This window comes from Nocardia brasiliensis (genome assembly GCF_011801125.1).
GTDB classification, from domain to species: domain Bacteria; phylum Actinomycetota; class Actinomycetes; order Mycobacteriales; family Mycobacteriaceae; genus Nocardia; species Nocardia brasiliensis_C.
This window is the reverse complement of the sequence record NZ_CP046171.1, coordinates 5,228,333-5,251,332: the sequence shown is the minus strand read 5'-3', so window position 1 is coordinate 5,251,332 and position 23,000 is coordinate 5,228,333. Positions and strand designations below refer to the sequence as shown.

Genomic DNA, 23,000 nt, shown 5'->3' with positions numbered 1-23,000 from the left:
CCCCTGCTGGACAACTGATCACCAGGTAATGGTGGCGGCATCGCCCGAGTAGCCCCTGCCACCATTACCTGGTGATCACCCGTCCAGATCCCCGCCCCTGAAGTGTGTGGCCAGCCTGGCGCACAAGGCGATGAATTCGGCCGGGGTGATGCGCGGGCCGCCGGGCCAGGAGTCCACGTCGAACCACGGGACGTCCGCCGGAGTGCCTGCGGGACGGGCGAATACGCGGTGATGGAAATGCGCGACCGTGCGGCCGGTGACCGTCGAGAACACGAACTCCGGCGCCAGCTCTCGATGCAGCGCGCGGGCGGAACGACTGGCCGCGAGGCCGACCGCGCCTGCCTCCTCGTCGGTGAGCGAAGCGAGGGTGGGGGGTGTGCCTGCGGGTTTCGATCAGCAGGTAGCCGGGGACGGGCGACTTCTTGCCGAGTGACCTGTGGGTGACCACCACGAGGTCGTCCGCGTAGATCACCGGACGTAACAGCGGGGTCAGCCCCCTGTGCTTCGCGCACACGCGGCATCGCTCCCCATGGTGGAACAGTACTGGGATGTGGGTGGATACATGCTCTTACTCGGATATGCGCATCCACCTATGTTGGCCCGTGAAGGGGCCTAATAGTCGTCGGCCAGGAAGAGAAGCAAGGAGGACGGGCTGGAGGTTTGGGTGGGGTCGAGTCTCGCCGAGTTCGTGGGGCGGGTTAGGTGGGGAGGCGCAGGGCTGGGCGGGTGGGGTGGTCCCAGCGGGCGAAGAAGGTTGGGGTGGTGGGGGTTTCGCTGTGGTGGCGGAGGGCGGGAATGGTCCAGTGCAGCTCGGGTGGGGTGGTGCGGCGGAGTGCGGGTTCGGACATCTCCAGGCGAACGGTGAGGTCGAAGTCGAGGGGGCGGCCGAGCAGCATGGGTCCCGCGACCAGCAGGACGGTGCCCGGTAGGGCGGTGCGAATGGTGGCGCGGGCGGAGCGATCGGTGGTCTCGTCCCAGAGTGCGGGCAGCCAACGACCGTCGGCGCGCAGCGCGTCGATCACCTCGCGGCGTACCGCGTCATAGTCGAACCATGCGGTGCGGTAAGACAATTCGTCGCTGCCGTATTCCATTCGAAGCGACGCCGGTCGCACATAGTCGTGCAGCGACACCACCTCGGCGGGCCGACCGGTGTCCCGCAGCGCGGCGGCGATACGCCGAGCGAACTCGACCGGTTCCGCCGCATCCGCCCCGTCCACCGCGACGACCCGATACCCGTCCAACCCCCGCAGGCGTTCGACCACCTGCCCGGCAAGCGCATCCTGCGTAATCGGAACAAAGCGCACCACCCCATCCAACACCGCCACCAACCGCAACCCCCGCCCGGTCGCTCGCCACTGGCGCGGTCAACGCGAGCCTCCGCACAGTCCGGGGCCCGGTACGTCGCCTGTTCGCCCCGATCGTCTCGGAAGTCTCAGGTACTCGGTGCACTCGTGCAGCCCAGCTGCATGTGGTCCTGTCGCCGGATGTGGTTGAGCCGTGGCACGCGGTCGTGTTGCCGGGCGTGGTCGGAGTCGTCGCGCGTGGTCGTGTTGCTGGGCGTGGTCGAGCAGGTGGGCGCGGTTCCGCGGTGCCGTGGTCGGATTCCGGGCATATGCGACAGGGTGGGGTGGTGGGGGAGCCGGTAGCCGGGGGTGGGCTGGGTGGTGCGGCGAGTTAATCTCAGCCCATGGCGACAATCGAAGAGGCGCTGGAGATCGAGCGGCTCGAGCGCGACATCTTCCGTGGCGCGTCCACGAAGACACAGCTCCCGCGCACGTTCGGTGGGCAGGTTGCCGGCCAGGCCTTGGTGTCGGCGGTGCGCACGGTGGACGCGCGGTTCCAGGTGCATTCGCTGCACGGGTACTTTCTGCGGCCGGGCAATCCGGACCAGCCGACGGTGTATCTGGTGGAGCGGATCAGGGACGGCCGGTCATTCTGCACGCGTCGAGTGACCGGCGTGCAGGACGGTGCCGCGATCTTCACGATGTCGGCGTCGTTCCACACCGGTGATGTCGGCCCGGCGCACCAGGACGAGATGCCGCCGGTGCAGGCGCCGGACGACCTCCCGGACGCGAGCACCACGATGAGCCCGGAACGGCTGTGGGCGATGCGGGAGTGGGAGCACTGGGACATCCGGACGGTCCCGCAGGAGCAGGTGGCTCGCCGCGACGGCGCGGTGTCGCAGCAGCAGGTGTGGTTCCGCTATCGGCATCCGCTGCCCGACGACCCGCTGTTCCACGTGTGCACGTTGGCGTACATGAGCGATATGACGTTGCTCGGCTCGTCGAAGGTGACCCATCCGGACGAGCAGACGCAGAACGCCTCGCTCGATCACGCGATGTGGTTCCTGCGTCCCTTCCGTGCGGACGAATGGTTGCTCTACGACCAGTCTTCCCCGTCCGCGGGCTTCGGCCGCGCCCTCACCGGCGGCAAGATCTTCAACCGGCGCGGCGAGATGGTCGCCGCGGTAGTCCAGGAAGGCCTGATCCGCACCCTGCGCGAGTGAACCTGCACGCCGTGCACGTCAGCCCGCATGCCGACCTCGGCCGGGCATGCGGTCGCTCTGCGTATACGACTGCGCCGCACCCACATTCGTGACCCGCACATTGTTTCGTCGACGGTTTCGTGTGCGGCGCAATCGCGCGTCCGTGTTCGGTGCCTGACGCGTTGGCGGTTTCGGGCGCGGCGCAACGAACCTCAGCGACACCCTGGGCGTTTTGTCGACCGCGGTGCCACCCACACTGTTCCTCTCTGCGCTGCGGCCAGGCTGTCGCATGGGGTTTCTGGACCATGACCGCGACGTACCTCCCGCTGGTGATCCTGGCTTGCGGCGGACGGCGTGGTGTGTGCCCGGCAGCCGGACGATCCGTATGACGACGCGGTGCGACCGATGGCGCCGCGCTTGGCCGTCGATGCCACGCTCAACTCCGCTCGCCCTCTTGACTGGAGCCATTGAAAAGCCTTCTTCTGCAACCGGTTCCAGCTTGTGATTGGGCGCGAGGTAGGCAGTGTCCACGGTTGGGGTCTCTCGCGCGCGGGCTGTGGCGAGTCCTATCGTGGCCTGATGCGTGCGCACCGTATCGACCGCCCAGCCGATCTCGACGTGGTTCGTGAATCCTACGACCGAGTAGCCGACAACTATGCCGACCTGGTGATCTCGACTGGGATAGGTAACGTCCGTAGTCATCCGTGGCTCAAGGCCTCCATCGACGCGTTCGCCGACACGGTCGCAGGACTCGGGCCTGTTCTCGATGTCGGCTGTGGTCCGGGGATGGTGACCGCCTACCTCGCCGAACGAGGACTCGATGTGTCCGGGGTCGATCTCTCACCCCGCATGATCGACAACGCGCGCCGTCTACATCCGCAATGCCGCTTCGACGTCGCCTCGGCCACTGAGCTCGACCTCGACGACGCCTCGCTCGGCGGTGTGCTCGGATGGTGGTCCCTGTTCAATCTGCCACGCGATGTGCTTCCGCAGGTTCTGGCCTCGTTCGCACGGGCCCTGAAACCCGGTGGGCACTTCATCACCGCCACACACCTCGGTGATGAAGATGCCGTGCGCACCCGGGCATACGGCGGTGTCCCCGTGCGCTGGACGACCCATAAATGGCAGCCCGAGCAACTCGGGAATCTGATCGAACAGGCAGGCCTGCGCCCGGTCGCCGAACTCCGGCTTCCTGCGGATGAAAAGAGCGGACCAGGCTTAGTCGTCATGGCAGAACGTCGACTTTGAGGACCATGCGAACCTGCGGCCGGGTGGTCCCCGCGTTGACGGAACGCTGACGGGCACCGTGAGCAGGCCCACATCGCGGCGGATCGTAGACTTTTCGGCGTGAACGCTTCCCCGGTCGCCGCACCCGCCGTCGCGGACCCTGTGCCGTCGCGTCCGAACGTCGGCGTGCTGGCGCTGCAGGGCGATGTCCGCGAGCACATCGCGGCCCTGGAGTACTGCGGCGCCGAGCCGGTGCTGGTGCGCCGCGCCGCGGAATTGGCCGCGGTGGACGCGCTGGTGCTGCCCGGCGGCGAATCGACCGCGATCAGCAAGCTGCTGGAAGCCTTCGAACTGCTCGAGCCGGTGCGCGCGCGGCTGCGCGACGGCATGCCCGCCTTCGGTTCCTGCGCGGGCATGATCCTGCTCGCCGACGAGGTGCTCGACACCCGGCCGGACGCGAAGCACCTGTCCGGCATCGATATGACGGTGCGCCGCAACGCTTTCGGCCGTCAGGTCGATTCGTTCGAGGTGGATCTGGCATTCGCCGGCCTGGACGACGGCCCGGTGCGGGCGGTGTTCATCCGCGCGCCGTGGGTGGAGCGCGTCGGCGACGGGGTCGAGGTACTCGCGACCGTGCCCGACGGACCTTTCGCCGGACGCATTGTGGCGGTGCGCCAACGCAATGTGCTCGCGACCTCGTTCCACCCGGAGGTCACCGGCGATCTGCGCGTGCACCGCATGTTCGTCGACCTGGTGCGAAACGCGTAGTCGCCCGCGCGCGGGACTGCGGTCGGGCCTGGTCTGGTGGCGTCCACTAAGCTGGAGAAGTTGTCCTTCCGGCTCGGCCGGTACGGTACAACCACAAACGTGCCATCGACCTGAAGGAAGTAGGGAATGAGCGGCCACTCCAAATGGGCCACCACCAAGCACAAGAAGGCGGGGATCGACGCGAAGCGCGGCAAGCTCTTCGCCAAGTTGATCAAGAACATCGAGGTGGCGGCCCGCACGGGTGGTAGTGACCCCGCAGGCAACCCGACGCTCTACGACGCCATTCAGAAGGCGAAGAAGTCGTCGGTGCCCAACGACAACATCGAACGCGCCCGCAAGCGCGGTGGTGGTGAGGAAGCCGGCGGCGCCGACTGGCAGACCATCATGTACGAGGGCTACGGCCCCAACGGTGTCGCCGTGCTGATCGAGTGCCTCACCGACAACCGCAACCGCGCCGCGGGCGAGGTGCGCGTCGCGATGACCCGCAACGGCGGCAACATGGCCGACCCGGGCTCGGTGTCCTACCTGTTCCACCGCAAGGGCGTGGTGACGCTCGAGAAGAACGGCCTGTCCGAGGACGACGTGCTGATGGCGGTGCTGGACGCCGGTGCGGAGGAGGTCAACGACCTCGGGGATTCGTTCGAGATCATCAGCGAGCCGGGCGACCTGATCCCCGTGCGCAAGGCGCTGCAGGCCGCCGAAATCGATTACGACTCCGCCGAATCCGGCTTCCAGCCGTCGGTGTCGGTCGCGGTCGACGCCGACGGCGCGCGCAAGGTGTTCAAGCTGGTCGACGCGCTAGAGGACAGCGACGACGTGCAGAACGTCTACACCAACGTCGACATCTCCGACGAGGTGCTGGCTCAGCTCGACGACTGACGCCTACAGTTCGTCGTAATACTGCTGCATCGAGGGGTAGTACTCCTCGAAATCGGGGCGGTCCGTGTTCTCGCGGGCCGCCCCGAGTGCGTCCAGGTAGTACTCCCAGCCGGGGCCGACCTCACCGATCAGCGCCTCGGGCTCGAGATGGTGGGTGAAGACCAGTTCGGTGGTGCCGTCGGTCTCGGTGAGCGCCATCTCCAGTCGCCAGGTGCCGAAGTCGTCCTCGGTGGTGAGGGCGAGGCGGCGCGGTGGTTCGCACGCGTCGATCCGCGCGTCGCACCAGCCTGCGCCCTCCTCGAACAGCATCTGCACCTTGATCCGGTTGCCCGTGCCCGGCGTGCCCTCCCATGGCCCGAACCAGCGTGCGGTGCGGTCGGATTCGGTGATGCTGGCCCACACGTCGGCGATCGGCGCGCGATAGGTCCTGGTGAGAACGAGGTCGCGGCGGCCGTCGGTGCGATCGAGGCGGCCGGTGGGGGTGCGGGTCATGCGGTGTTCTCCTTCGGATCGGTCCGTTCGGCACGGTGCTCGCGGCGCGTGCGATAGACCTCGGTGTCGAGTGCGTCGAGCTTGCGCTCCCACGCGGATACGGTGTCGAAGCGGGCGATCCACGCGGCGAGTTCGCCGAGCGGGGCCGAGTCGAGCAGGTAGAACCGCTGCCTGCCGACGAGTTCGGCCTGGACCAGGCCGCTCTCGCGCAGGACGCGCAGGTGTCTGCTCACCGCGGGCCTGCTGATCTCGAAGTGCCGCGCGATATCTCCTGCGGTGAGCCGGGTGTCGCGCAGCAGGTCGAGGATCTGCCTGCGCACCGGATCGGCGATCGCGCCCGCTACCTCGTCCACGGAACTGCTTCTTCCACCGCCAAAGCGTAACCACTTGGTTACGCATCTGTCCAGGGCGGGCATCCCGGGAAGGCGGGCCGGTCGCTCGACGGCGACCGGCCGCGCTGGTCGATTACTCCCGCGTCACTCCGGGATCGGGGTGCGATCGCACCACTCGTAGACGCGCAACCGCCCCTCGGGGGTGTCCTGCTCCCGCGCGGTGACCTTGAAGTGTTCGTACGCGCCTTGGTGCTTGACCTTCAACTCGATCCCCGGCGGGGTGATGGGAACGATGCGCGCGGGCATGTCTTTCGGCCCGCCCTCGAGGACAGCCTTCACAACAGTGCTCATCATCGGATGGTAGAAGCGTGCAGGCCCCGATTCGGTGGATTCAGGTAAGCGCCGCGCGGAAAAATATTCGGTGCCGGATGGTTGGAGCCGGAAGTGTCGAGCTGTCCGGCCGCGCGGGCTGTCGTTCTGCGGGGTGGTCTGATCGCGGCGCTTCGATCACCGAGTGGCGGTGCTCGCCCTGGACCGGGTCTATCCGTTCGAGCTCGGCATCCCGAACCGGGTATTCGGTAGTGCTAGTGGTCGCTACGAGGTCCGTACCTGCACCGTCGCCGGGCAACCGGTGCGCAGCCGCGCGGACTGCACGATCGCCGTCGAACACGACAGCGGCCTGCTCGAGAGCGCCGACACCGTGGTGGTGCCCGCCTGCGACATCGGGATGACCCTCGGCGGCGAACTGCCCGCGCCGGTGCGTGCCGCGTTCGCGCGGATCCGGCCCGGCGCCAGGATCGTGGCGATCTGCACCGGCTCGTTCGTGCTCGCGGCCGCCGGACTGCTCTACGGCAGGCCCGCGACCACGCACTGGCGCGAGGCCGACCGGTTCCGGCGCGCCTTCCCCCGGGTCCTGCTCGATCCCTTCGTGCTCTACGTCGACGACGGCGACGTGCTCACCTCGGCCGGCGCGGCAGCGGGCCTCGACGTGTGCCTGCATCTGGTGCGCCGCGATCACGGCAGCGCGGTCGCCAACGCGGGCGCCCGGCGGTGCGTGGTGCCGCCGTTCCGCGAGGGTGGTCAGGCGCAATACATCGAACAGCCCGTCCCGCCCGCGACCTCGGCCGGAACGGCAGGCGTCGGTGGTGGCGCGGTCCGGCGGTTGGGCACGATGCGTCAGAGGTCCTGGCCGCTGTTGCACTCGCTCAGACGTCCCGTCGCGCAGTCGAATTCGGTGGAGAGCGGGCCGGATACCGCCGTGGCGGGGTGTCGTTCGCGTTTCCGTGCTGCCGGGTGCGATTGATGGGTGGCCAGGGTCGTACGCGGCGGGGGAGGGGGAACGCTGACGGGTGTGGGTCAGGGGGTTGGTAAGCCGAGTCGGGCGACGACCCAGGGGAAGGACGAGGTGAAGGCGGCCGCGGCGAACTGCCAGGTGTGGCCGCCCTGGGTGGTGTGGATCGTGCAGTCGATGCCGACCTCTCGTCCTCGCGCACAAAGCTTTTCGGCCGCACCGACCTCGCCGGTGTCCTGGATGTCGTCGTGACCGCCGATCCCCGAGGTGTCGTCGTCGGCCACAGGGCGATGGTCGCCTGTCGCGCTGGCGCCGCCTGCCGTGCCGCGGTTGTCGCGCGTGCGGTCTCGGTTGCTCCCTGTCGCACCCGGGTCGGCGCCCACTGGGCCGGGGCTGTCGCCTGCCGCGCCGCGGTTGTCGGTTGTCGGGTTCTGGTCGCTCCCTGTCGTGCCGTCGCCGTCGCCTGCTGGGCCGGGGTCGGGCCCCGTCGCGTCGTTGCTCGGTGCACCGCCCTTGCCGTGCCGGGAGTTTCGGGTCGGGGGTGTGAGGTCGTCGAAAAGTCCTGCGGTGTCGGGGTATCGGCCGTGGGCGGCCATTACGGTGAGGGGATCGAAGGCGGACCACTGTTCGGCGTTGCCGCCGAACAGTCGTGCGATGGTTTGTTCCTTGGTGCCGGAGGCGGGGCCGAGATCGCCCGCGATATCGACGAAGGTGTGCACCAGCTCCGGATGCATCACGGCCAGGTCGACGGCGCAGGTGCCGCCCATCGACCAGCCGACCACCGCCCAGCGCGCCGGATCGGTGGACGCGGCGAACCGGGATGCCAGGTAGCCGGGCACATCTCGGGTCAGGTGGTCGGCGGCGTCGCCGCGCGGGCCGTTCACGCATTCGGTGTCGTTGTTGAAACTGCCGCTGGCGTCGACGAATACGAGGATCGGGGCGCGGCCGCCGTTGGCCGCGGTGAACGCGTCGACCGTCGGCATGATCTGGCCGCTGCGGATCCAGTCGGCGGGCGTGTTGAACTCGCCGCCGATCATCATCACCACCGGCAGGGTCGGCGGCTTCGGTCCGGCGAACCAGGCGGGCGGCAGGTAGACGTACTCGGTGCGATGCGGAAAACCGCTGCCCGCGTCGGGAATCCGGACCGGAACGAGCTTGCCGGTGCGTACGTCGGTGCCGCGCAAGCCGTCGAGTGCGGCGAGGTCGGTCTGCTGCGGCAGCGGGCCCGCGGTCAGCGCGCCCCAAGCCGACTGGACCGTGGGGTAGTAGCCCACCCACTGATTCAGCACGATTCCGGTGCTTAGCAGCGCCAGCGGAATCGTGAGCGCCGCGACACCGCGCCGCCACCAGGGTGCGCCGCGCCAGCCGAGCACGAGGGCGCCCAGCGCCGCGACCGTTGCGCCGATACCGACCCACAGCGAGGCGGGCGCCGGATCGGAGGACAGTCCCTGATCGGCCACATACCAGCGCGCGACCAGTGCGCCCGCCACGCCGAGCAGCAGACATATCGGCACCTGGATCGCCCACCACCGCCGCGTCCCCCTGGCCACCGCGACCACCAGAAACGCCACCGCGACGAGTTCGACGGTGAGCGGCAGCCAGCCGTGCAGCAGCGAGACGCCGTGATGAAAGATGTTCCCGTAGTTCGGGTCCGGATTCGCCGACGGCAACCGCGGCGCGGGCGGCGCCGGGGTCGCCGGCGCGGCCAACGACACTCCAAGGGCAGGCACCTACGGCATTGTCGACACCGTTCCTCGAGCGACCCTGTGAATTCACTGCACGCCCGCTGTGCCCGCGAAGTGCCCCAGCACCCCTCGAGCACCGGTAGTCGGACCGCACCCGTGTCGTTGGTCCATCCGCCCCGGCTCCTCCGTTACACTCTCGAACAGTTGTTCGTGTCTGCGAGAGGGGAATTCGTGCGGGTGATGGGCGTCGACCCCGGTCTCACCCGGTGCGGCCTCAGCATCGTCGAGGGCGGGCTGGGGCGGAAGGTGACCGCGATCGATGTCGATGTGGTCCGCACCCCCGCCGACATGGACTTGGCGCAGCGACTGTTGCAGGTCGCCGACGCGGCCGAGCATTGGATGGACACGCACAAACCAGGGGCCGTCGCGATCGAACGCGTCTTCGCCCAGCACAATGTGCGTACCGCGATGGGCACCGCGCAGGCGGGCGGAGTGATCGCGCTGGCGGCCGCGCGCCGGGACATCCCGGTCATGTTCCACACGCCCAGTGAGGTGAAGGCCGCGGTCACCGGCAACGGCACCGCGGACAAGGCGCAGGTCACGGCCATGGTCACCCGGATACTCGGCTTGCAGGTCGCGCCGAAACCGGCGGACGCGGCCGATGCGCTGGCGCTGGCCATCTGTCATTGTTGGCGGGCGCCGCTGATGGAGCGCATGGCTCAGGCCGAAGCCCGCGCGGCCGAAGCGCAGCGCAAGTACGCGCAACGGCTTGCCGAACAACGGAAGGCGGTACAGAGGTGATCGCGTCGGTACGCGGCGAGGTGCTGGAGATCGCCCTCGATCACACGGTGATCGAGGCGGCGGGCATCGGCTATCGGCTCAACGTCACGCCCGCGACGCTGGCCACCCTGACCCGCGGCGAGGAAACCCGGCTCTACACCGCGATGATCGTCCGCGAGGACTCGATGACGCTGTACGGCTTCGCCGACACCGAGGCCCGTGACCTGTTCGGTCTGTTGCAGACGGTGTCCGGGGTCGGTCCGCGTTTGGCGATGGCGGTGCTCGCGGTGCTCGAGCCGGAGGCGTTGCGCAAGGCGCTCGCCGAGAGCAACGTCGCCGCGCTCACCCGGGTGCCCGGTATCGGTAAGCGGGGTGCCGAACGCATGGTGGTCGAGCTGCGGGACAAGGTGGATCTCGTTCCGGTGCAATCGGGCCCGCCCGGCGCGACGCCCGCCCCGGTGCTCACGCCGGTGCGTGACCAGGTGGTGGAGGCGCTCACCGGTCTCGGCTTCCCCCTCAAACAGGCCGAACAGGCGATCGACGCCGTCCTGGCCGACCAGCCCGCCGCTGGCACGTCCGTGGCGCTGCGGGCCGCGCTCAACCTGCTCGGCAAGAATCGGTAAGCGGTCATGGACTACGACGAAGGCGAAGCGCCCGAATCCCAGGTCACGCCAAGCTATCTGAAGTCCGATGGCGAGATCGAGGCCAGCCTGCGCCCGAAGTCGCTGGACGACTTCATCGGTCAGCCCCGGGTGCGCGAGCAGCTGGCGCTGGTGCTGCGCGGCGCGAAACAGCGTGGCGGAACACCGGATCACGTGCTGTTGTCCGGGCCGCCCGGCCTCGGCAAGACCAGCATGGCGATGATCATCGCGGGCGAGCTCGGCACCGCGCTGCGCATCACGTCCGGGCCCGCGCTGGAGCGGGCGGGCGATCTGGCCGCGATGCTCAGCAATCTGGTCGAGGGCGACGTGCTGTTCATCGACGAGATCCACCGGATCGCCCGGCCCGCCGAGGAAATGCTGTATCTCGCGATGGAGGATTTCCGGGTCGACGTGGTGGTCGGCAAGGGTCCTGGCGCGACCTCGATTCCGCTGGACATAGCCCCGTTCACCCTGGTGGGCGCGACGACTCGGTCCGGCGCGCTGACCGGTCCGCTGCGCGACCGTTTCGGGTTCACCGGGCATATGGACTTCTACGACCCCGAGGAGTTGCTGCGCATCCTGCAACGCTCGGCGCAGATTCTCGGTGTCGAGATCGACCACGCGGCGGCCGCGGAGATCGCCGGTCGCTCGCGGGGCACGCCGCGCATCGCCAACCGCCTGTTGCGGCGCGTCCGTGACTACGCGGAGGTGCGCGCCGACGGCTTGATCACCCAGCCCATCGCGCAGGCGGCGCTCGAGGTGTACGACGTCGACGCGCTCGGGCTCGATCGCCTGGACCGCGCGGTGCTTTCGTCGCTGGTGCGCAGCTTCGGCGGCGGCCCGGTCGGCGTCTCCACGCTCGCCGTCGCCGTGGGTGAGGAGGCCGCCACCGTCGAGGAGGTGTGCGAGCCGTTCCTCGTCCGCGCCGGCATGGTCGCCCGCACCCCGCGCGGCCGGGTCGCCACGGCCGCGGCCTGGGAGCACCTCGGCCTCGTCCCGCCCCCCGACCTGGTCTTCGGCTCCATCGAGGTCCGCGGCCGGGACCCCCAACCCACCCTCGACCTCTTCGAAAAGTGATGCGCTGGACAGTCGATCCGCTCTCGTGAGCGGCGGCGCTGTTGTCGGCCACAGGTGAGGTCTGTCTACATGTCGCCGTTGACCCTCTTCTGACTCGGGCTGCTATCGGCCGGCCTGATCAGCGCGCGGTTAGGATGGCGCGCCGCGCGGATAAGTCCCGAAGTTGTGGATCGCCGTGCAGACGAGGTTCACGGCCGCCAGTCCAGAAGTATGCGTTTCGTTGGCTTTCGGCCAACTGAATGCATACTTCTGGACTGGGTTTGCTCCGTTCGGTTTACCTGAGCAGGTGCTCGTGTAGGCGTATCCAGTCGTCCGGGTGGACGGCGGGTGCCGTTGTCTCCCAGGGGATTCCGCTGGCGGTCAGTGCTTTGTCCGCGTTCGGGTAATGGGAGCGTAGTGCGGTGAGCAGGGGACTGTTCGGGGCGGTGAAGCCTGTGCGGACCAGGGTGGTGTACGAATCCTGGTCGTTTACCAGGGGTTGTGGGCGACGGTGCAGGTGCACGATGGTGGCGTCGGTGGTGAGGGCGGGGCGGAAGCTGGCGGGTTCGATCGTGCCGTGTGGTTGCCGGTCGAACCACGGCCAATGCTGGACCGCCGCCATGTCCCAGTGTCCGTTCGCTCCGGCGCATTCCGAGGTGACGACCAGCGTCGCCGAGGTGAGCGCCGGTGCGGCCAGGCACCAGTCGATGATCCGGGTCGCCGCGCCAGGCACGTTCCCGACCACGGCGAACGGTTCCCTCGGCGGCCTGGTCTTGCTCAAATCGGCTCGTAGCACGCGGATTCCGTGGTCGCCGCGGGTGCGGGCCGACAGTTTCGCGGCACTGAGCGGATCCGGTTCGTACGCGGTGACCTGGGCGCCGCGCCGAGCCAAGGCCTGCGTCAGCAGTCCGTCGCCGGGCTGGGGTTCGAGTACCGCTCCGCGCGGATCGGCCACCGCGAGAATCGAATCCACCGCGGCCGGACTCACCAGTGTGTGCTGAGCCTGCGCCCGCCTGGTGCGGTCCTTCGAAGGACGGCCACCGCCGCCGTTCTTGATCTTGCCTTGCGTATGTGAGTAGTTCCGGTGTGCGAAATCTTGCGCCACAGCGCTTGCCCCTTCGGGTCTTCGAGTCGGATGAGTCTCGAAGGGCCCTGGGCGCGCTCGCGGACGCCGAAGTAATGCTCTCCGTGTCCGCTAGCGGGCCAGAGCCCGAGCGCTGCGGAGCCGGATGAAGTAGGGGGTGGCATAGCAATGCATGCCCGTCACGGTAGGAACGGCCGCGCCGACCCGCAACCGAATTAATCGGCGTCGCGGTGCAACGACCAGCGATGGTGTTGATGCTCGGCGTGTTCCAGCGCGGTGACCACCAGGTCGGAGAAGGCGTCCACCTCGTCGCGCTGATAGCCGCGGGCGCCCAGGCGCGCCTCGGTGAACCGCACCGAGCGCACGTCGGCCACGGTCAGGCTGCCCGGTCCGCCGTGGGCCAGGGTCGCGGCGACTAAATCCAGGAACGCGTCGACCTCTTCCTCGTTGTATCCGCGGCGGCCGACGGGTGCGTGCGTGAAACGCATGCGCTGCACGTCATCCGGGGTGAGCATGGCCTGTCCGTTGCCCGAGGGCGCCGGGCGCACGCCGTGCTGGCGCTGCTCGAGTTCGATGCGGACCCGGTCGAGATACTCGTCGACCTGATCGGCGCGGTAGCCACGGCCGCCGGGGCGCGGCGCGTCGAAGGTGACGTGGCGCAGATCGTCGGCGGCCAGCGCGCCGCGACCGGCCATGGTCGCGGCGACGAGATCGAGGAAGGCGTCCACCTCGTCGGCGTGGTAGCCACGCTGCCCGAATGGTGGTGTCGCGAAACTGATCCGGCTCACATCCTCGGGGGTCACGGGCGACATTCTGTCAGGCTCGATGCGCCCGGCCGCCGGAATGTGAATTTTTCGTACTCCCTGGTCTCTTGCGACCACGAGCGGCCCCCTGGGCGACGCGACGGAACTTTGTCACCACCATAACGCGGGGGAGCACGTCAGGGGGCTTGTCGTGTGCTCACTCTTTGCGGACGCCGTCGATCAGCAGCCTGCGGATCGCTTCGTTCAAGCCGCGCAGGGTGGCCTCGTCGGTGTCGCGCAGGCCGTGCACGATGCCGGCGAGCAGCATGCCGGTGACCGCGCGCGCGGTGTTGACGGTATCCAGATCCGCTCGCAGATAACCGAGTTCGACGCCGTGCTCGAGATAGCTCGCGGTGAGCGCGTCGGCCATGTCGAGCAGGCCGTATAGGCGGGCGGTGAGTTCGTCGTCGATGCCGGGGGCATGCACGAGCAGCAGCTGGGCCACCCGGCGATCGCCCATCAGGATGTGCGTCAGCGCCTGGCCGATCCGGTCGGTCTGCGCGCGGTACTCGTCCAGCGTGGTCGCGGCGTCGGGGGCGTTGTCGGTGCCCAGCGTGTCGATGATCTTGGCCGAGAGATCGTCGATGACGTGGTCGATGATGTCGCGCTTGTTGCTGAAGTACCGATAGAAGGTGCCGTGCCCGATGCCGAGATGTCCGGCGATGTCGGCGATGCCGGTCGCGTGATAGCCCTTCTCCGCGAAACAGACGAAAGCGGTATCGATGATCTCCTGCCGCAACTCGGCTTTACGGCGTTCGGCACGGGTCAATGGCTTCGTCACCACGCCAATGATACAGTCGTCACAAACGGAATGATGTGTCATTCCGTGAGAAGCGATTCACATACCTGGAGGTTCGGCGTGGCGCCTCAGTACGACGCGGTCGTGGTCGGTGCGGGATTCGGTGGGATGGGCGCGGGCATCGAGCTCGATCGGCTCGGCCTCGGCAATTTCGTGATCCTCGAACGCGAGGACGATCTCGGCGGGACCTGGCACGTGAACCATTACCCGGGGCTCGCGGTCGATATCGCCTCGGTCACCTACTCGTACTCGTTCGAACCGAATCCGTACTGGACCCGGCTGTTCGCGCCGGGCGCCGAGCTGAAGAAGTACGCGAGCCACATCGCCGACAAGTACGGCCTGCGCAGGCGCATGCGCTTCGGCACCGTGGTCGACGGCGCGCGCTGGGACGCGGAGCACGAGCAGTGGGTGGTCAGCCTGGCCGGCGGGGAAACCGTCACCGGCCGTTACCTGCTCACCGCGACGGGCTTCCTGTCGCAGCCCTACACCCCGCCGTTCCCCGGCATCGACTCGTTCGCGGGCAAGATCATCCACACCACCGCGTGGGAGGACGATTTCGACCTCACCGGCCGCAAGGCCGCGATCATCGGCACCGGCGCGACCGCCGTGCAGTTGGTCCCCGAGGTGGCCAAGCGGGTACAGGCGCTCACCGTCTTCCAGCGCACGCCGATCTGGGTGGTGCCCAAGATCGACACCGCTATTCCCGGCCCGGTCCAGAAGCTTTTCGAGAAGGTGCCCGCGACGCAGAAGGCGGCGCGACTGGTCAACACCAGCCTGCTCGAGGCGCTCATGGTGGTCGGTGTGCTGCACTACAAGCAGGCCAAGCTGCTCAACAAGGGCGCGGGCGTGCTGGCCAAGGCGCATCTGCGCGCCTCGGTGCGGGACAAGCGGACTCGCAAGCAGCTGACCCCGCACTACGACTTCGGCTGCAAGCGGCCGACCTTCTCCAACAGCTACTTCCGCACGTTCAACAAGCCGAACGTGCGCTTGGAGACCAACTCGATCGAGCGCATCGAGCCCGACGGCATCGTCACCGCGGACGGGCACAAGACCGAGATCGATACGTTGATCCTGGCGACCGGATTCAACCTGTGGGACGTGAACTTCCCCGCCATAGAGATCATCGGCCGCGACGGCGTCAATCTCGGAAAGTTCTGGCGGGACAACCGTTTCCAGGCCTACGAGGGCATCACGGTGCCGAAGTTCCCGAATTTCCTCAGCCTCAACAGCCCGTACTCCTACAGCGGCCTGTCCTACTTCACCACCATCGAAGCGCAGATGAAGCACATGGGCAGGCTCTTCGGCGAGCTGCGCCGCCGCGGCGAGCAGACCTTCGAGGTGACCGAGCAGGCCAATGCCGGGTTCCTGGACCGGGTCACCGACAAGCTCGGTTCCTCGGTGTTCTACGGCGGTGACTGCTCCACCGCGCGCAGCTACTACTTCAACCAGCACGGTGAGGCAGCCCTGCTGCGCCCGACCAGCACGCTCAACGCGCACCGGGAGGCCGTCAGCTTCCCGCTCGACGACTACGTATACGGCAAGAGCGCGTAACCGGGTCGACGACGCCGATATCGCACGGGCCCCGCGGGAACTGCTCCGGCGGGGCCCGGCGCGGTCTACTTGGCGATCTTGCGCAGCACCCACTCTGCGAGGGTCGGCGTCACCGCCGAATGCTCGGAATTCGTCGCATTGCAACAGAATTCGGTGAGCGCCGTCTGCTCCGGGGGTACCGAGCGCAGGTCTTTATCGAGATCGACCTCCCAGGTGATCGGGTCGTAGTCCAGCGCGATCGCGCTGATCGACGGCACGAAACAGCTCCAGCGTTTGTTCTCGGCCAGGTCGATCCCGAGCGTGGTGGCCACCTGCCCGAACGAGTCGAGCAGGCCGCCGGGCGCACCGTCGAACGGCGCGACCGCGGTGGTGGTCGTGGTGCGCGTGGTCAGTCCGAGGTGCATGCCGCCGACCGGCTGCTGCTCGCCGAACGCGGGCTGGAAGCGCGCGGTGGCGCTGCCGACCAGGCCGCCGAGGAACTTCTTGTCGAAGGCGATCTCGCCGGGGGTGAGCCCGACGCCCTGTCCGTCGCCGCGGCCGTTGGCCAGGCCGAGCCGCACCGGGCGCTGCGGGAACCCGCCGAGATCGGCCAGCTCCTGGACGAATTGGGCGCGCAGCGGCGATGCGGTGGCCACCGGACCCGAGTACCGCGAGTCGGCTACCCATGCGCAGAGCAGCTGCTGCGCCGCGGGGCTGCGGATCAGGCCCGCTTTGCTCGCCTTGCCCGGCGGGACCGCTTCGAAGGACTCGAAGAAGTACGCCATCTGCTGCAGGATCAGCGGGATCCACGCTCCGTTGTGCGGGGAATCCCAGGACAGGTAGGTCTCGGTCTCGTGCGCCTCGTCCGCGCGTTCCATCGCCGCGAGCGCGTAGCGGGTGATCTGACCGCCCATGCTCACGCCGCCGGTGATCAGCGGTGTCTTGCTCTGCCGCTCGGCGATCACCTTCGCGATGCAGGCGCGGGCGACGCCCGCGTTGACCTGGATGTAGTCGTGCCTGGCGTCGAAGCCGAGCAGCACGATATCGATGCCCGCCGCGAGCAGCTGATCGAACAGCCGCTCACCGGCGTCGGAGTAGGGCTCGTTGAACCACTGCCACAGTCCGTCGAGATCGCTGGGGCCGTAGCCGAATCCGTCGGCGAAGATCATCGGATTGACCAGGCGTTCGTGCCCGTTGCCCAGGTGCACCGCCGCGGTGCCGCGGCCGTACTTACCCAGATAGGCATGCTCGGACACGAGTGGCCACTCGAACTCCGGCGGTCGGGCGGCCTCGCCGGACCTGGCCGCGGGCATACCGAACCACGGTCCCGCTTCGGCGATGCGCGCTAGTTCGTACAGTTCGGGCGCCCGAAGATCCCCGGCGGCCTTCTGGAGGAGCGTCTTGACGTCGATCCTGGCTTCGGTGGCCATTCTCGTCCCCTTTGTGAAAGCGCAGAAGGCCCACCGGGCACGGCTCGGTAAGCGATGAGTGCGTGCGTAGATCAGGCTCCCCGGCCACGCCGTCGGGACGTCCTGCGCTGCTGAATTCCCTGCGATTCTTACTGTATGCCAACGGAATTCGCTACGAATGACTTTCGCGTCGGAAGATTTCCCGGCAAACCGACCGGGTTCTTCCGTGTGCCGTGCCGTCGCGGCGAGCGGACCCCTGCCGCGTCCGACCGGCACGCGCAACGCGCGGAGGCCGTCGGCTTCCCGCTCGGCGACTACGCGTCTACGGAGAGCGGTTGAGGACTCGGTGTCGGTCCGCGCCCCGACGGAGCGGCTCCGGCGGGGCGATCGCCGTTCGCCGTGCTCGCGTGCCCGGCCCCGCGGTCCCCAGACGGAGGTTGCCGCTCCCCAGCGGGTGTGCCGGTGTGGCGGTGGCGACACGAACTGGCAGACTGTGGGTACTTACCCATCCCACCCACAAGACTAGGGACTGACTTCGACGATGGAACTTCTGTTTCCGCTGCTGCTGGTAGCCCTGCTCGTACCGATGTTCCTCGGTGTCCGCCGTCAGAAGCGTGAAGCCGCCAAGATCACGGAGATGCAGGACAACCTCAAGCCCGGCGACCAGGTCATCACCACGTCGGGGCTGTACGGCACCGTCGTCGAGCTCGACGACGCCACGGTCGATCTCGAGATCGCCGAGGAGGTCGTGACCACCTGGCTGCGCGCGGCCATCCGCGAGGTACGCACCGACGACGACGCGACGAGCACCGACGAGAGCCCGGTCGACGCGCCCGCGGCCGAGACCATCGAGGAATCCGCCGAGCAGACCGAAACCCGGCTGACCAAGGATTGATCGTCGGCCCGCGCGCCGGGCACCGCTACGGTGGTGCCCGGCGCCACCGGTGTGCCCACCTGTTCCACTCTCGACTTCCCGCCTAGGAGATGACGTACTGTGCCACCTTCCCAGGGATCGGCGCATCCGCTCCGGTTGCTCGGCGTCTATGCCGCGCTGCTGGCCGTGATCTATGCGCTGGTGTTCTTCACCGGTGACTCCCCGCAACCGAAGCTCGGCATCGACCTGCAGGGCGGTACCCGAGTCACGTTGACCGCGCGAACGCCCGACGGCAACAAGCCGAGCCAGGACAGTCTGCGTAAGGCACAGACCATCATCGAGAACCGCGTCAACGGTCTCGGTGTGCTGGGTTCCGAAGTCGTCATCGACGGAGACAACCTGGTGATCACGGTGCCGGGTGACGACGGCGCGCAGGCGCGCACCATGGCGACCACGGCCAAGCTGCTCATCCGTCCGGTGCTGCAGGCGGGCCGGGCGCAGGCGGGCACGCCGCAGCCGGTCCCCGGCGCCGAACCCGGTGCCGTGCCGCCGCCCGGTGATCCCGGCGCAGTGCCGCCCCCGGCCCCCGAGCCGGGCGCCGAGCCCGCGCCCCCCGCGGAAGAGCCGCAGGCACCCGCGCCGCAGGGCCGTGTCTTCCCGGCCCAGGCGCCCCCGACGCCGACGCCGGCTCCTGACCCGGCGCTCACCTCGCGCGAGCAGACGCAGAAGGACATCCAGGAGGCCAGGGCGACCAGGCAGAGCACCGATCCCACCGTGCAGCAGGCCGCGATGGCCGCCATCGACTGCACCAAGCCGGATCCGCTGGCGGGTAACGACGATCCGAACCTGCCGCTGGTCACCTGCGGTTCCGACGGGAACGTCTACCTGCTGGACAAGAGCAGGCTCGACGGTCAGGAAATCTCCGACGCGACTTCGGCTTTCGATTCGCGGCGGGCGATGAACGTGGTCCAGCTGAAGTTCAAGTCGACCGGCGCCGAGCAGTGGGCCCAGCTGACCAAGGACATGCTGTACAAGCAGGTCGCGATCACCCTGGACACCAAGGTCATCACCGCGCCGACCGTGCAGGGCGTGCAGACCGACGGCACCAGCGAGATCAGCGGTAGCTTCACCGCGTCCTCGGCCAAGGAGCTGGCCAACACGCTGAAGTACGGCTCGCTGCCGCTGTCGTTCGAGACCTCCGAGGCCGAGACCGTGTCGGCGACGCTCGGTCTGTCGTCGCTGCGGGCCGGTCTGCTCGCGGGCGCGATCGGCCTGGCGGTGGTGCTGCTGTACTGCCTGCTCTACTACCGGATGCTCGGCTTCCTCGCCGGGTTCTCGCTGCTCGCCTCCGGTGTCGCGGTGTACGGCCTGATCATCCTGCTCGGCCGGTGGATCAACTTCACCCTCGACCTCGCCGGTATCGCGGGTCTGATCATCGGTATCGGTCTGACCGCCGACTCGTTCGTGGTGTTCTTCGAACGCATCAAGGACGAGATGCGCGAGGGCCGCAGCTTCCGTTCTGCCGTGCCGCGCGGCTGGGCCCGCGCCCAGCGCACCAACCTCTCCGGTAAGACGGTGAGCCTCATCGCCTCCGCCGTGCTGTACATCCTCGCGGCCGGGCAGGTGAAGGGCTTCGCGTTCACCCTCGGCATCACCACGGTCCTCGACGTGATCGTGCTGTACCTGGTCACCGCGCCGCTGATGATGATGGCCTCGCGCTCGTCGTACTGGGCGAAACCGTCGGTCAATGGCCTCGGGGCGGTACAGGAAATAGCCAGGGAACGTAAGGCGAGCACCGGCGCACTGGTGCGGGAGGCGTCACGATGAACACGACATCGCGCAGCGATGCGCGCCAGGGTGGCGTCGGGGAGGCGGAGCCGGGCTTCGCGGACGACGCCGACTACGCGGACGCGCCCAAGCACAGCGTCTTCGAGCGGCTCTACACCGGCACCGGCGGTTTCAAGATCGTCAGTCGGCGTCGCTTCTACTACGGTCTGACCGCGGTGTTCCTGTTGATCTCGTTGCTGAGCATCGGGATTCGCGGTTTCACCCTCGGCATCGACTTCGCCGGCGGGTCGCGCATCGGTATCCCGGCCGCGGACAACGTCACCACCTCGAAGGTCGAGGACGTCTACGCGGCGACCTTCGGGCACAAGCCGGTGTCGGTGCAGAAGGTGGGTTCCGGTGCGGCAGCGACCATTCAGGTCCGCTCGGACACGCTGAGCACCAGCCAGGCCGACGAGCTGCAGACCGCGCTGTTCAACGCCTTCCATCCGAAGGATCGCAGCGGCGCCGAATCGCGCAACGCGATCAGCGTGGCCGAGATCAGCGAGACCTGGGGCGGTGAGATCACCAAGAAGGCGGTGATCGCGCTCATCGTCTTCGTGCTGCTGACGATGCTCTACATCGCGATCCGGTTCGAACGGGACATGTCCATCGCGGCCATCGGTTCCCTGTTCTTCAACATGATCGTCACCGGCGGCATCTACTCGCTGGTCGGCTTCGAGGTGACCCCCGCCGCGGTGATCGGTCTGCTCACCATCCTCGGCTACGTGCTCTACGACAACGTCGTGGTGTTCGACAAGGTCGAGGAGAACACCCGCGGCGTGCTGCACCTGAACAAGCGCACCTACGCCGAGCAGGCGAACCTCGCGGCCAACCAGACCCTGATGCGCTCGATCAACACCACCGTAATCGGCATCCTGCCGATCATCGGCATGCTGGTGATCGCGGTCTGGCTGCTGGGTGTCGGCACCCTGAAGGACCTGGCGCTGGTGCAGCTGGTCGGCATGGTCGTCGGCGCGTACTCGTCGATCTTCCTCGCGGTTCCGCTGCTGGTGTCGATCAAGGAACGCTGGGGTCCGGTCGCCGCGCACACCAAGAAGGTGCTCAACAAGCGGGCCGGTGCGGCGGGCGCGCGGGCGGCGTACGAGGCCGACCGCCGGGTCAGCGCGGCGACCGGGCGCTCCCTCGGCGCCGATGAACCGCGCGGGCCGCGTGATCCCGGCCAGGCGCCCCGGCCGGGCGCGCGTCCCAGCGGCAAACGGCAGAAGCGGCGGCACTGACACAGGCAGGGGAGTTCATGCGAAAGCCACGCAGCCGGACGGTCCGCCTGCTCGCGGTGCTTGCCGCGGGCGTCACCGCCGCCGGACTGGCGGCCGGGTGCTCGAGCAAGAACCAGGTGCCCTCCATCGGCTATGCCGTCGACGCCGCCATCACCACCTACAACGGCGGCAGCACCCTCGGCGTGAGCTCGGGTGCCGCCGCCGTGTTCGGCCGGGTGCTCACCGGGTTCTTCTACACCGGGCCGGACGGACAGCAGGTCGCCGACACCGATTTCGGCACCGCCAAGGAGACGCCCGCCGAGCAGCAGACCGTCCAGTACCGGCTCAACCCCGACGGGGTGTACTCCGACGGGGTGCCGACCTCCTGCGACGATCTGGTGCTCACCTGGGCGGCGCGCAGCGGCCGGTTCACCAAACCCGGTGACCAGGGCCCGATTCCGGCGTTCGACGCGGCGAGCACCGCGGGCTACGCCGATATCGAGCGAGTGGACTGCCAGCCGGGTTCGCGCGACGCCCTCGTGGTGTTCCGGCCGGACCGCCGCTACGCCGCCTGGCGCAACCTGTTCGCCGCCGGTGACGTGCTGCCCGCGCACGTCGTCGCGCAGGCGACGAACGTGGCGAACATCGTGTCGGCGGTGCAGTCCGGGGACGCGAACGCGATCGGGCGGATCGCCGAGTTCTGGAACACCGGCTGGAATCTGCGGCCGGGCAAGCTGGACCTGACGCGGTTCCCCTCCTCCGGGCCGTACCGGATCGAATCCTTCAGCGAGAAGGACGGTTTGGTGCTGGTCTCGAACGAGCGCTGGTGGGGCCGCACGCCGGAGACCGGGCGAATCCTGGTGTGGCCCAAGAACGTCGACCTGAAATCCAAGGTCGGCGACAGCGCGATGGGCGTCATCGATATCGGCGCCGGTTCGGTGAAAGACCTGAACCTGGACGGCTTCCGGGTGGAGAACCTACCCGGCCGCGGTGTCGAACAGTTGGTGCTCGCGACCGGCGGTGTGCTCGGCTCGGCGGATCTGCGCCGGGCGCTCGCCCTGTGCGTGCCGCGGCAGGCGCTGTTCGAGAAGCTGGGCCGGGTGCCGGACGCGCCGAAGCAGGGCCTCGGTTCCGGGCCGTTGAACACCCATATCGTGCAACAGGATTCGTTGTACTACGGGCCCGCCGCCGGTGCGGGCGGCAAGTTCGGCGGCGGTGATGTGGCCGGTGCCACGCAGGCGGTCGCCGCGTCCAAGGCGCAGAATCCGACCATCCGGATCGGCTACCTGCGCCCGGACGAGCGGCGCGCGCAGACCGTGGCGATGATCACGGAGGCGTGCAAGCCTGCGGGCATCACGATCGTCGACGCCGGCGCGCCGGATTTTGTTCCGTCCCAGCTCAGCGAGGGGAAGGTCGACGCGATCCTGGGCAGTACCGGGGGTGCGCCCGGCCCGGCGGGTTCGCTCGGCGGGGTCGTCGCGATCAATTCGTTGCGCACGGGCAGCGGTCTCAATTTCGGACGGTTCGGCAACGGCCGTTACGATGCGATCACCGATCAGCTTGCGGTCGACGACAACTCGACCACACAGCTGAATCTGCTCACCGAAGCCGAGAACCTGCTGTGGGCGGAGTTGCCGAGCATCCCCTTGTTTGCCACCCCGCGCACCATCGCGTTCGGCGGCGGCTTGCAGAACGGGATACCCGCGCCCAGTCAGGCCGGAACCGGGTGGAACATGGACCGCTGGGTGTTGAAGCGGTAACAGGTGCTGTGAGGGTGCGTGGTTTCGGGGGTTCGCCCCTGTCGAGCGCGTTCGAGTGATG

Annotated in this window: 23 protein-coding genes; 13 read left to right on the top strand and 10 right to left on the bottom strand. The window is 68.3% G+C overall.

What is annotated here, in order from left to right:
* Window positions 1-75 precede the first annotated feature (75 nt).
* Window positions 76-273 (bottom strand): hypothetical protein, encoded by a 198-nt coding sequence (locus tag F5X71_RS36670; protein WP_203218204.1) that lies wholly within the window; start codon window positions 271-273, stop codon window positions 76-78.
* A 425-nt stretch (window positions 274-698) separates the two neighbouring features.
* Window positions 699-1,316, bottom strand: coding sequence for a hypothetical protein (locus F5X71_RS23675; RefSeq protein ID WP_428981500.1), 618 nt, complete (start codon window positions 1,314-1,316; stop codon window positions 699-701).
* Between the two features lie 371 nt (window positions 1,317-1,687).
* On the opposite strand from F5X71_RS23675, the gene F5X71_RS23670 reads away from it, so the two are divergent.
* The 4 genes from F5X71_RS23670 to F5X71_RS23655 all read left to right on the top strand — a co-directional run bounded on the left by F5X71_RS23670 (window position 1,688) and on the right by F5X71_RS23655 (window position 5,359).
* A complete protein-coding gene (locus F5X71_RS23670; RefSeq protein ID WP_167464012.1) occupies window positions 1,688-2,506 on the top strand; it encodes an acyl-CoA thioesterase in 819 nt (272 codons plus the stop codon).
* Between the two features lie 558 nt (window positions 2,507-3,064).
* Window positions 3,065-3,733 carry a class I SAM-dependent methyltransferase gene (locus tag F5X71_RS23665; RefSeq protein ID WP_167464011.1) on the top strand — a complete coding sequence of 223 codons (669 nt, stop codon included), beginning with the start codon at window positions 3,065-3,067 and terminating at the stop codon, window positions 3,731-3,733.
* A gap of 99 nt (window positions 3,734-3,832) precedes the next feature.
* Window positions 3,833-4,480 (top strand): pyridoxal 5'-phosphate synthase glutaminase subunit PdxT, encoded by a 648-nt coding sequence (gene pdxT, locus F5X71_RS23660; protein WP_275106742.1) that lies wholly within the window; start codon window positions 3,833-3,835, stop codon window positions 4,478-4,480.
* Between the two features lie 126 nt (window positions 4,481-4,606).
* Entirely contained in the window at window positions 4,607-5,359 is a 753-nt protein-coding gene (locus F5X71_RS23655; RefSeq protein WP_167464010.1) for a YebC/PmpR family DNA-binding transcriptional regulator, read from the top strand.
* 3 nt (window positions 5,360-5,362) lie between these two features.
* Here the strand turns inward: F5X71_RS23655 and F5X71_RS23650 are convergent, their stop codons facing one another.
* The 3 genes from F5X71_RS23650 to F5X71_RS23640 all read right to left on the bottom strand — a co-directional run bounded on the left by F5X71_RS23650 (window position 5,363) and on the right by F5X71_RS23640 (window position 6,534).
* On the bottom strand, window positions 5,363-5,851 hold the full coding sequence (locus F5X71_RS23650; protein WP_167464009.1) for an SRPBCC family protein: 489 nt from the start codon (window positions 5,849-5,851) through the stop codon (window positions 5,363-5,365).
* A complete protein-coding gene (locus F5X71_RS23645) occupies window positions 5,848-6,204 on the bottom strand; it encodes a metalloregulator ArsR/SmtB family transcription factor (RefSeq protein WP_167464008.1) in 357 nt (118 codons plus the stop codon). The genes F5X71_RS23650 and F5X71_RS23645 overlap by 4 nt, the downstream gene beginning before the upstream one ends.
* Window positions 6,205-6,327: 123 nt before the next feature.
* The gene (locus tag F5X71_RS23640) at window positions 6,328-6,534 is read right to left on the bottom strand and encodes a DUF5988 family protein (protein ID WP_029901647.1); all 207 of its coding nucleotides are present in this window, start codon (window positions 6,532-6,534) and stop codon (window positions 6,328-6,330) included.
* A 163-nt stretch (window positions 6,535-6,697) separates the two neighbouring features.
* Here F5X71_RS23640 and F5X71_RS23635 point away from each other — a divergent pair, with 163 nt between their 5' ends.
* Window positions 6,698-7,486, top strand: a complete 789-nt coding sequence (locus tag F5X71_RS23635; RefSeq protein ID WP_167464007.1) for a GlxA family transcriptional regulator — start codon at window positions 6,698-6,700, stop codon at window positions 7,484-7,486.
* A 53-nt stretch (window positions 7,487-7,539) separates the two neighbouring features.
* On the opposite strand, the gene F5X71_RS23625 is transcribed toward F5X71_RS23635, so the two are convergent.
* The gene (locus F5X71_RS23625) at window positions 7,540-9,204 is read right to left on the bottom strand and encodes an alpha/beta hydrolase (RefSeq protein WP_428981388.1); all 1,665 of its coding nucleotides are present in this window, start codon (window positions 9,202-9,204) and stop codon (window positions 7,540-7,542) included.
* A 186-nt stretch (window positions 9,205-9,390) separates the two neighbouring features.
* Between F5X71_RS23625 and ruvC the strand changes: the two genes are divergently transcribed.
* The 3 genes from ruvC to ruvB are packed head-to-tail and all read left to right on the top strand — an operon-like array spanning window position 9,391 to window position 11,657.
* The gene (gene ruvC, locus F5X71_RS23620) at window positions 9,391-9,960 is read left to right on the top strand and encodes a crossover junction endodeoxyribonuclease RuvC (RefSeq protein WP_167466676.1); all 570 of its coding nucleotides are present in this window, start codon (window positions 9,391-9,393) and stop codon (window positions 9,958-9,960) included.
* Entirely contained in the window at window positions 9,957-10,562 is a 606-nt protein-coding gene (gene ruvA / locus F5X71_RS23615) for a Holliday junction branch migration protein RuvA (protein WP_167464006.1), read from the top strand. Before ruvC ends, ruvA begins: the two co-directional genes overlap by 4 nt.
* 6 nt (window positions 10,563-10,568) lie before the next feature.
* A complete protein-coding gene (gene ruvB / locus F5X71_RS23610) occupies window positions 10,569-11,657 on the top strand; it encodes a Holliday junction branch migration DNA helicase RuvB (protein WP_167464005.1) in 1,089 nt (362 codons plus the stop codon).
* A 274-nt stretch (window positions 11,658-11,931) separates the two neighbouring features.
* Here the strand turns inward: ruvB and F5X71_RS23605 are convergent, their stop codons facing one another.
* From F5X71_RS23605 to F5X71_RS23595, 3 genes are all read right to left on the bottom strand, one after another.
* The gene (locus F5X71_RS23605) at window positions 11,932-12,741 is read right to left on the bottom strand and encodes a ribosomal RNA small subunit methyltransferase A (protein ID WP_167464004.1); all 810 of its coding nucleotides are present in this window, start codon (window positions 12,739-12,741) and stop codon (window positions 11,932-11,934) included.
* A 194-nt stretch (window positions 12,742-12,935) separates the two neighbouring features.
* Complete coding sequence (locus F5X71_RS37515) at window positions 12,936-13,532, bottom strand: DivIVA domain-containing protein (protein ID WP_167464003.1); 597 nt, start codon at window positions 13,530-13,532, stop codon at window positions 12,936-12,938.
* A gap of 148 nt (window positions 13,533-13,680) precedes the next feature.
* Window positions 13,681-14,346 carry a TetR/AcrR family transcriptional regulator gene (locus tag F5X71_RS23595; protein ID WP_167464002.1) on the bottom strand — a complete coding sequence of 222 codons (666 nt, stop codon included), beginning with the start codon at window positions 14,344-14,346 and terminating at the stop codon, window positions 13,681-13,683.
* Between the two features lie 36 nt (window positions 14,347-14,382).
* Between F5X71_RS23595 and F5X71_RS23590 the strand changes: the two genes are divergently transcribed.
* Window positions 14,383-15,873 (top strand): flavin-containing monooxygenase, encoded by a 1,491-nt coding sequence (locus F5X71_RS23590; protein ID WP_167464001.1) that lies wholly within the window; start codon window positions 14,383-14,385, stop codon window positions 15,871-15,873.
* 65 nt (window positions 15,874-15,938) lie between these two features.
* On the opposite strand, the gene F5X71_RS23585 is transcribed toward F5X71_RS23590, so the two are convergent.
* Window positions 15,939-17,282, bottom strand: coding sequence for a hypothetical protein (locus F5X71_RS23585; protein WP_167464000.1), 1,344 nt, complete (start codon window positions 17,280-17,282; stop codon window positions 15,939-15,941).
* A gap of 520 nt (window positions 17,283-17,802) precedes the next feature.
* Between F5X71_RS23585 and yajC the strand changes: the two genes are divergently transcribed.
* From yajC to F5X71_RS23565, 4 genes are all read left to right on the top strand, one after another.
* Complete coding sequence (yajC, locus tag F5X71_RS23580; RefSeq protein WP_167463999.1) at window positions 17,803-18,156, top strand: preprotein translocase subunit YajC; 354 nt, start codon at window positions 17,803-17,805, stop codon at window positions 18,154-18,156.
* A gap of 99 nt (window positions 18,157-18,255) precedes the next feature.
* Window positions 18,256-19,962: a protein translocase subunit SecD gene (secD, locus tag F5X71_RS23575; RefSeq protein WP_167463998.1), complete on the top strand. Its 1,707-nt coding sequence runs from the start codon at window positions 18,256-18,258 to the stop codon at window positions 19,960-19,962.
* On the top strand, window positions 19,959-21,200 hold the full coding sequence (secF, locus tag F5X71_RS23570) for a protein translocase subunit SecF (protein ID WP_167463997.1): 1,242 nt from the start codon (window positions 19,959-19,961) through the stop codon (window positions 21,198-21,200). The genes secD and secF overlap by 4 nt, the downstream gene beginning before the upstream one ends.
* A gap of 17 nt (window positions 21,201-21,217) precedes the next feature.
* Window positions 21,218-22,939 (top strand): ABC transporter substrate-binding protein, encoded by a 1,722-nt coding sequence (locus F5X71_RS23565; protein ID WP_167463996.1) that lies wholly within the window; start codon window positions 21,218-21,220, stop codon window positions 22,937-22,939.
* Window positions 22,940-23,000: the final 61 nt, after the last annotated feature.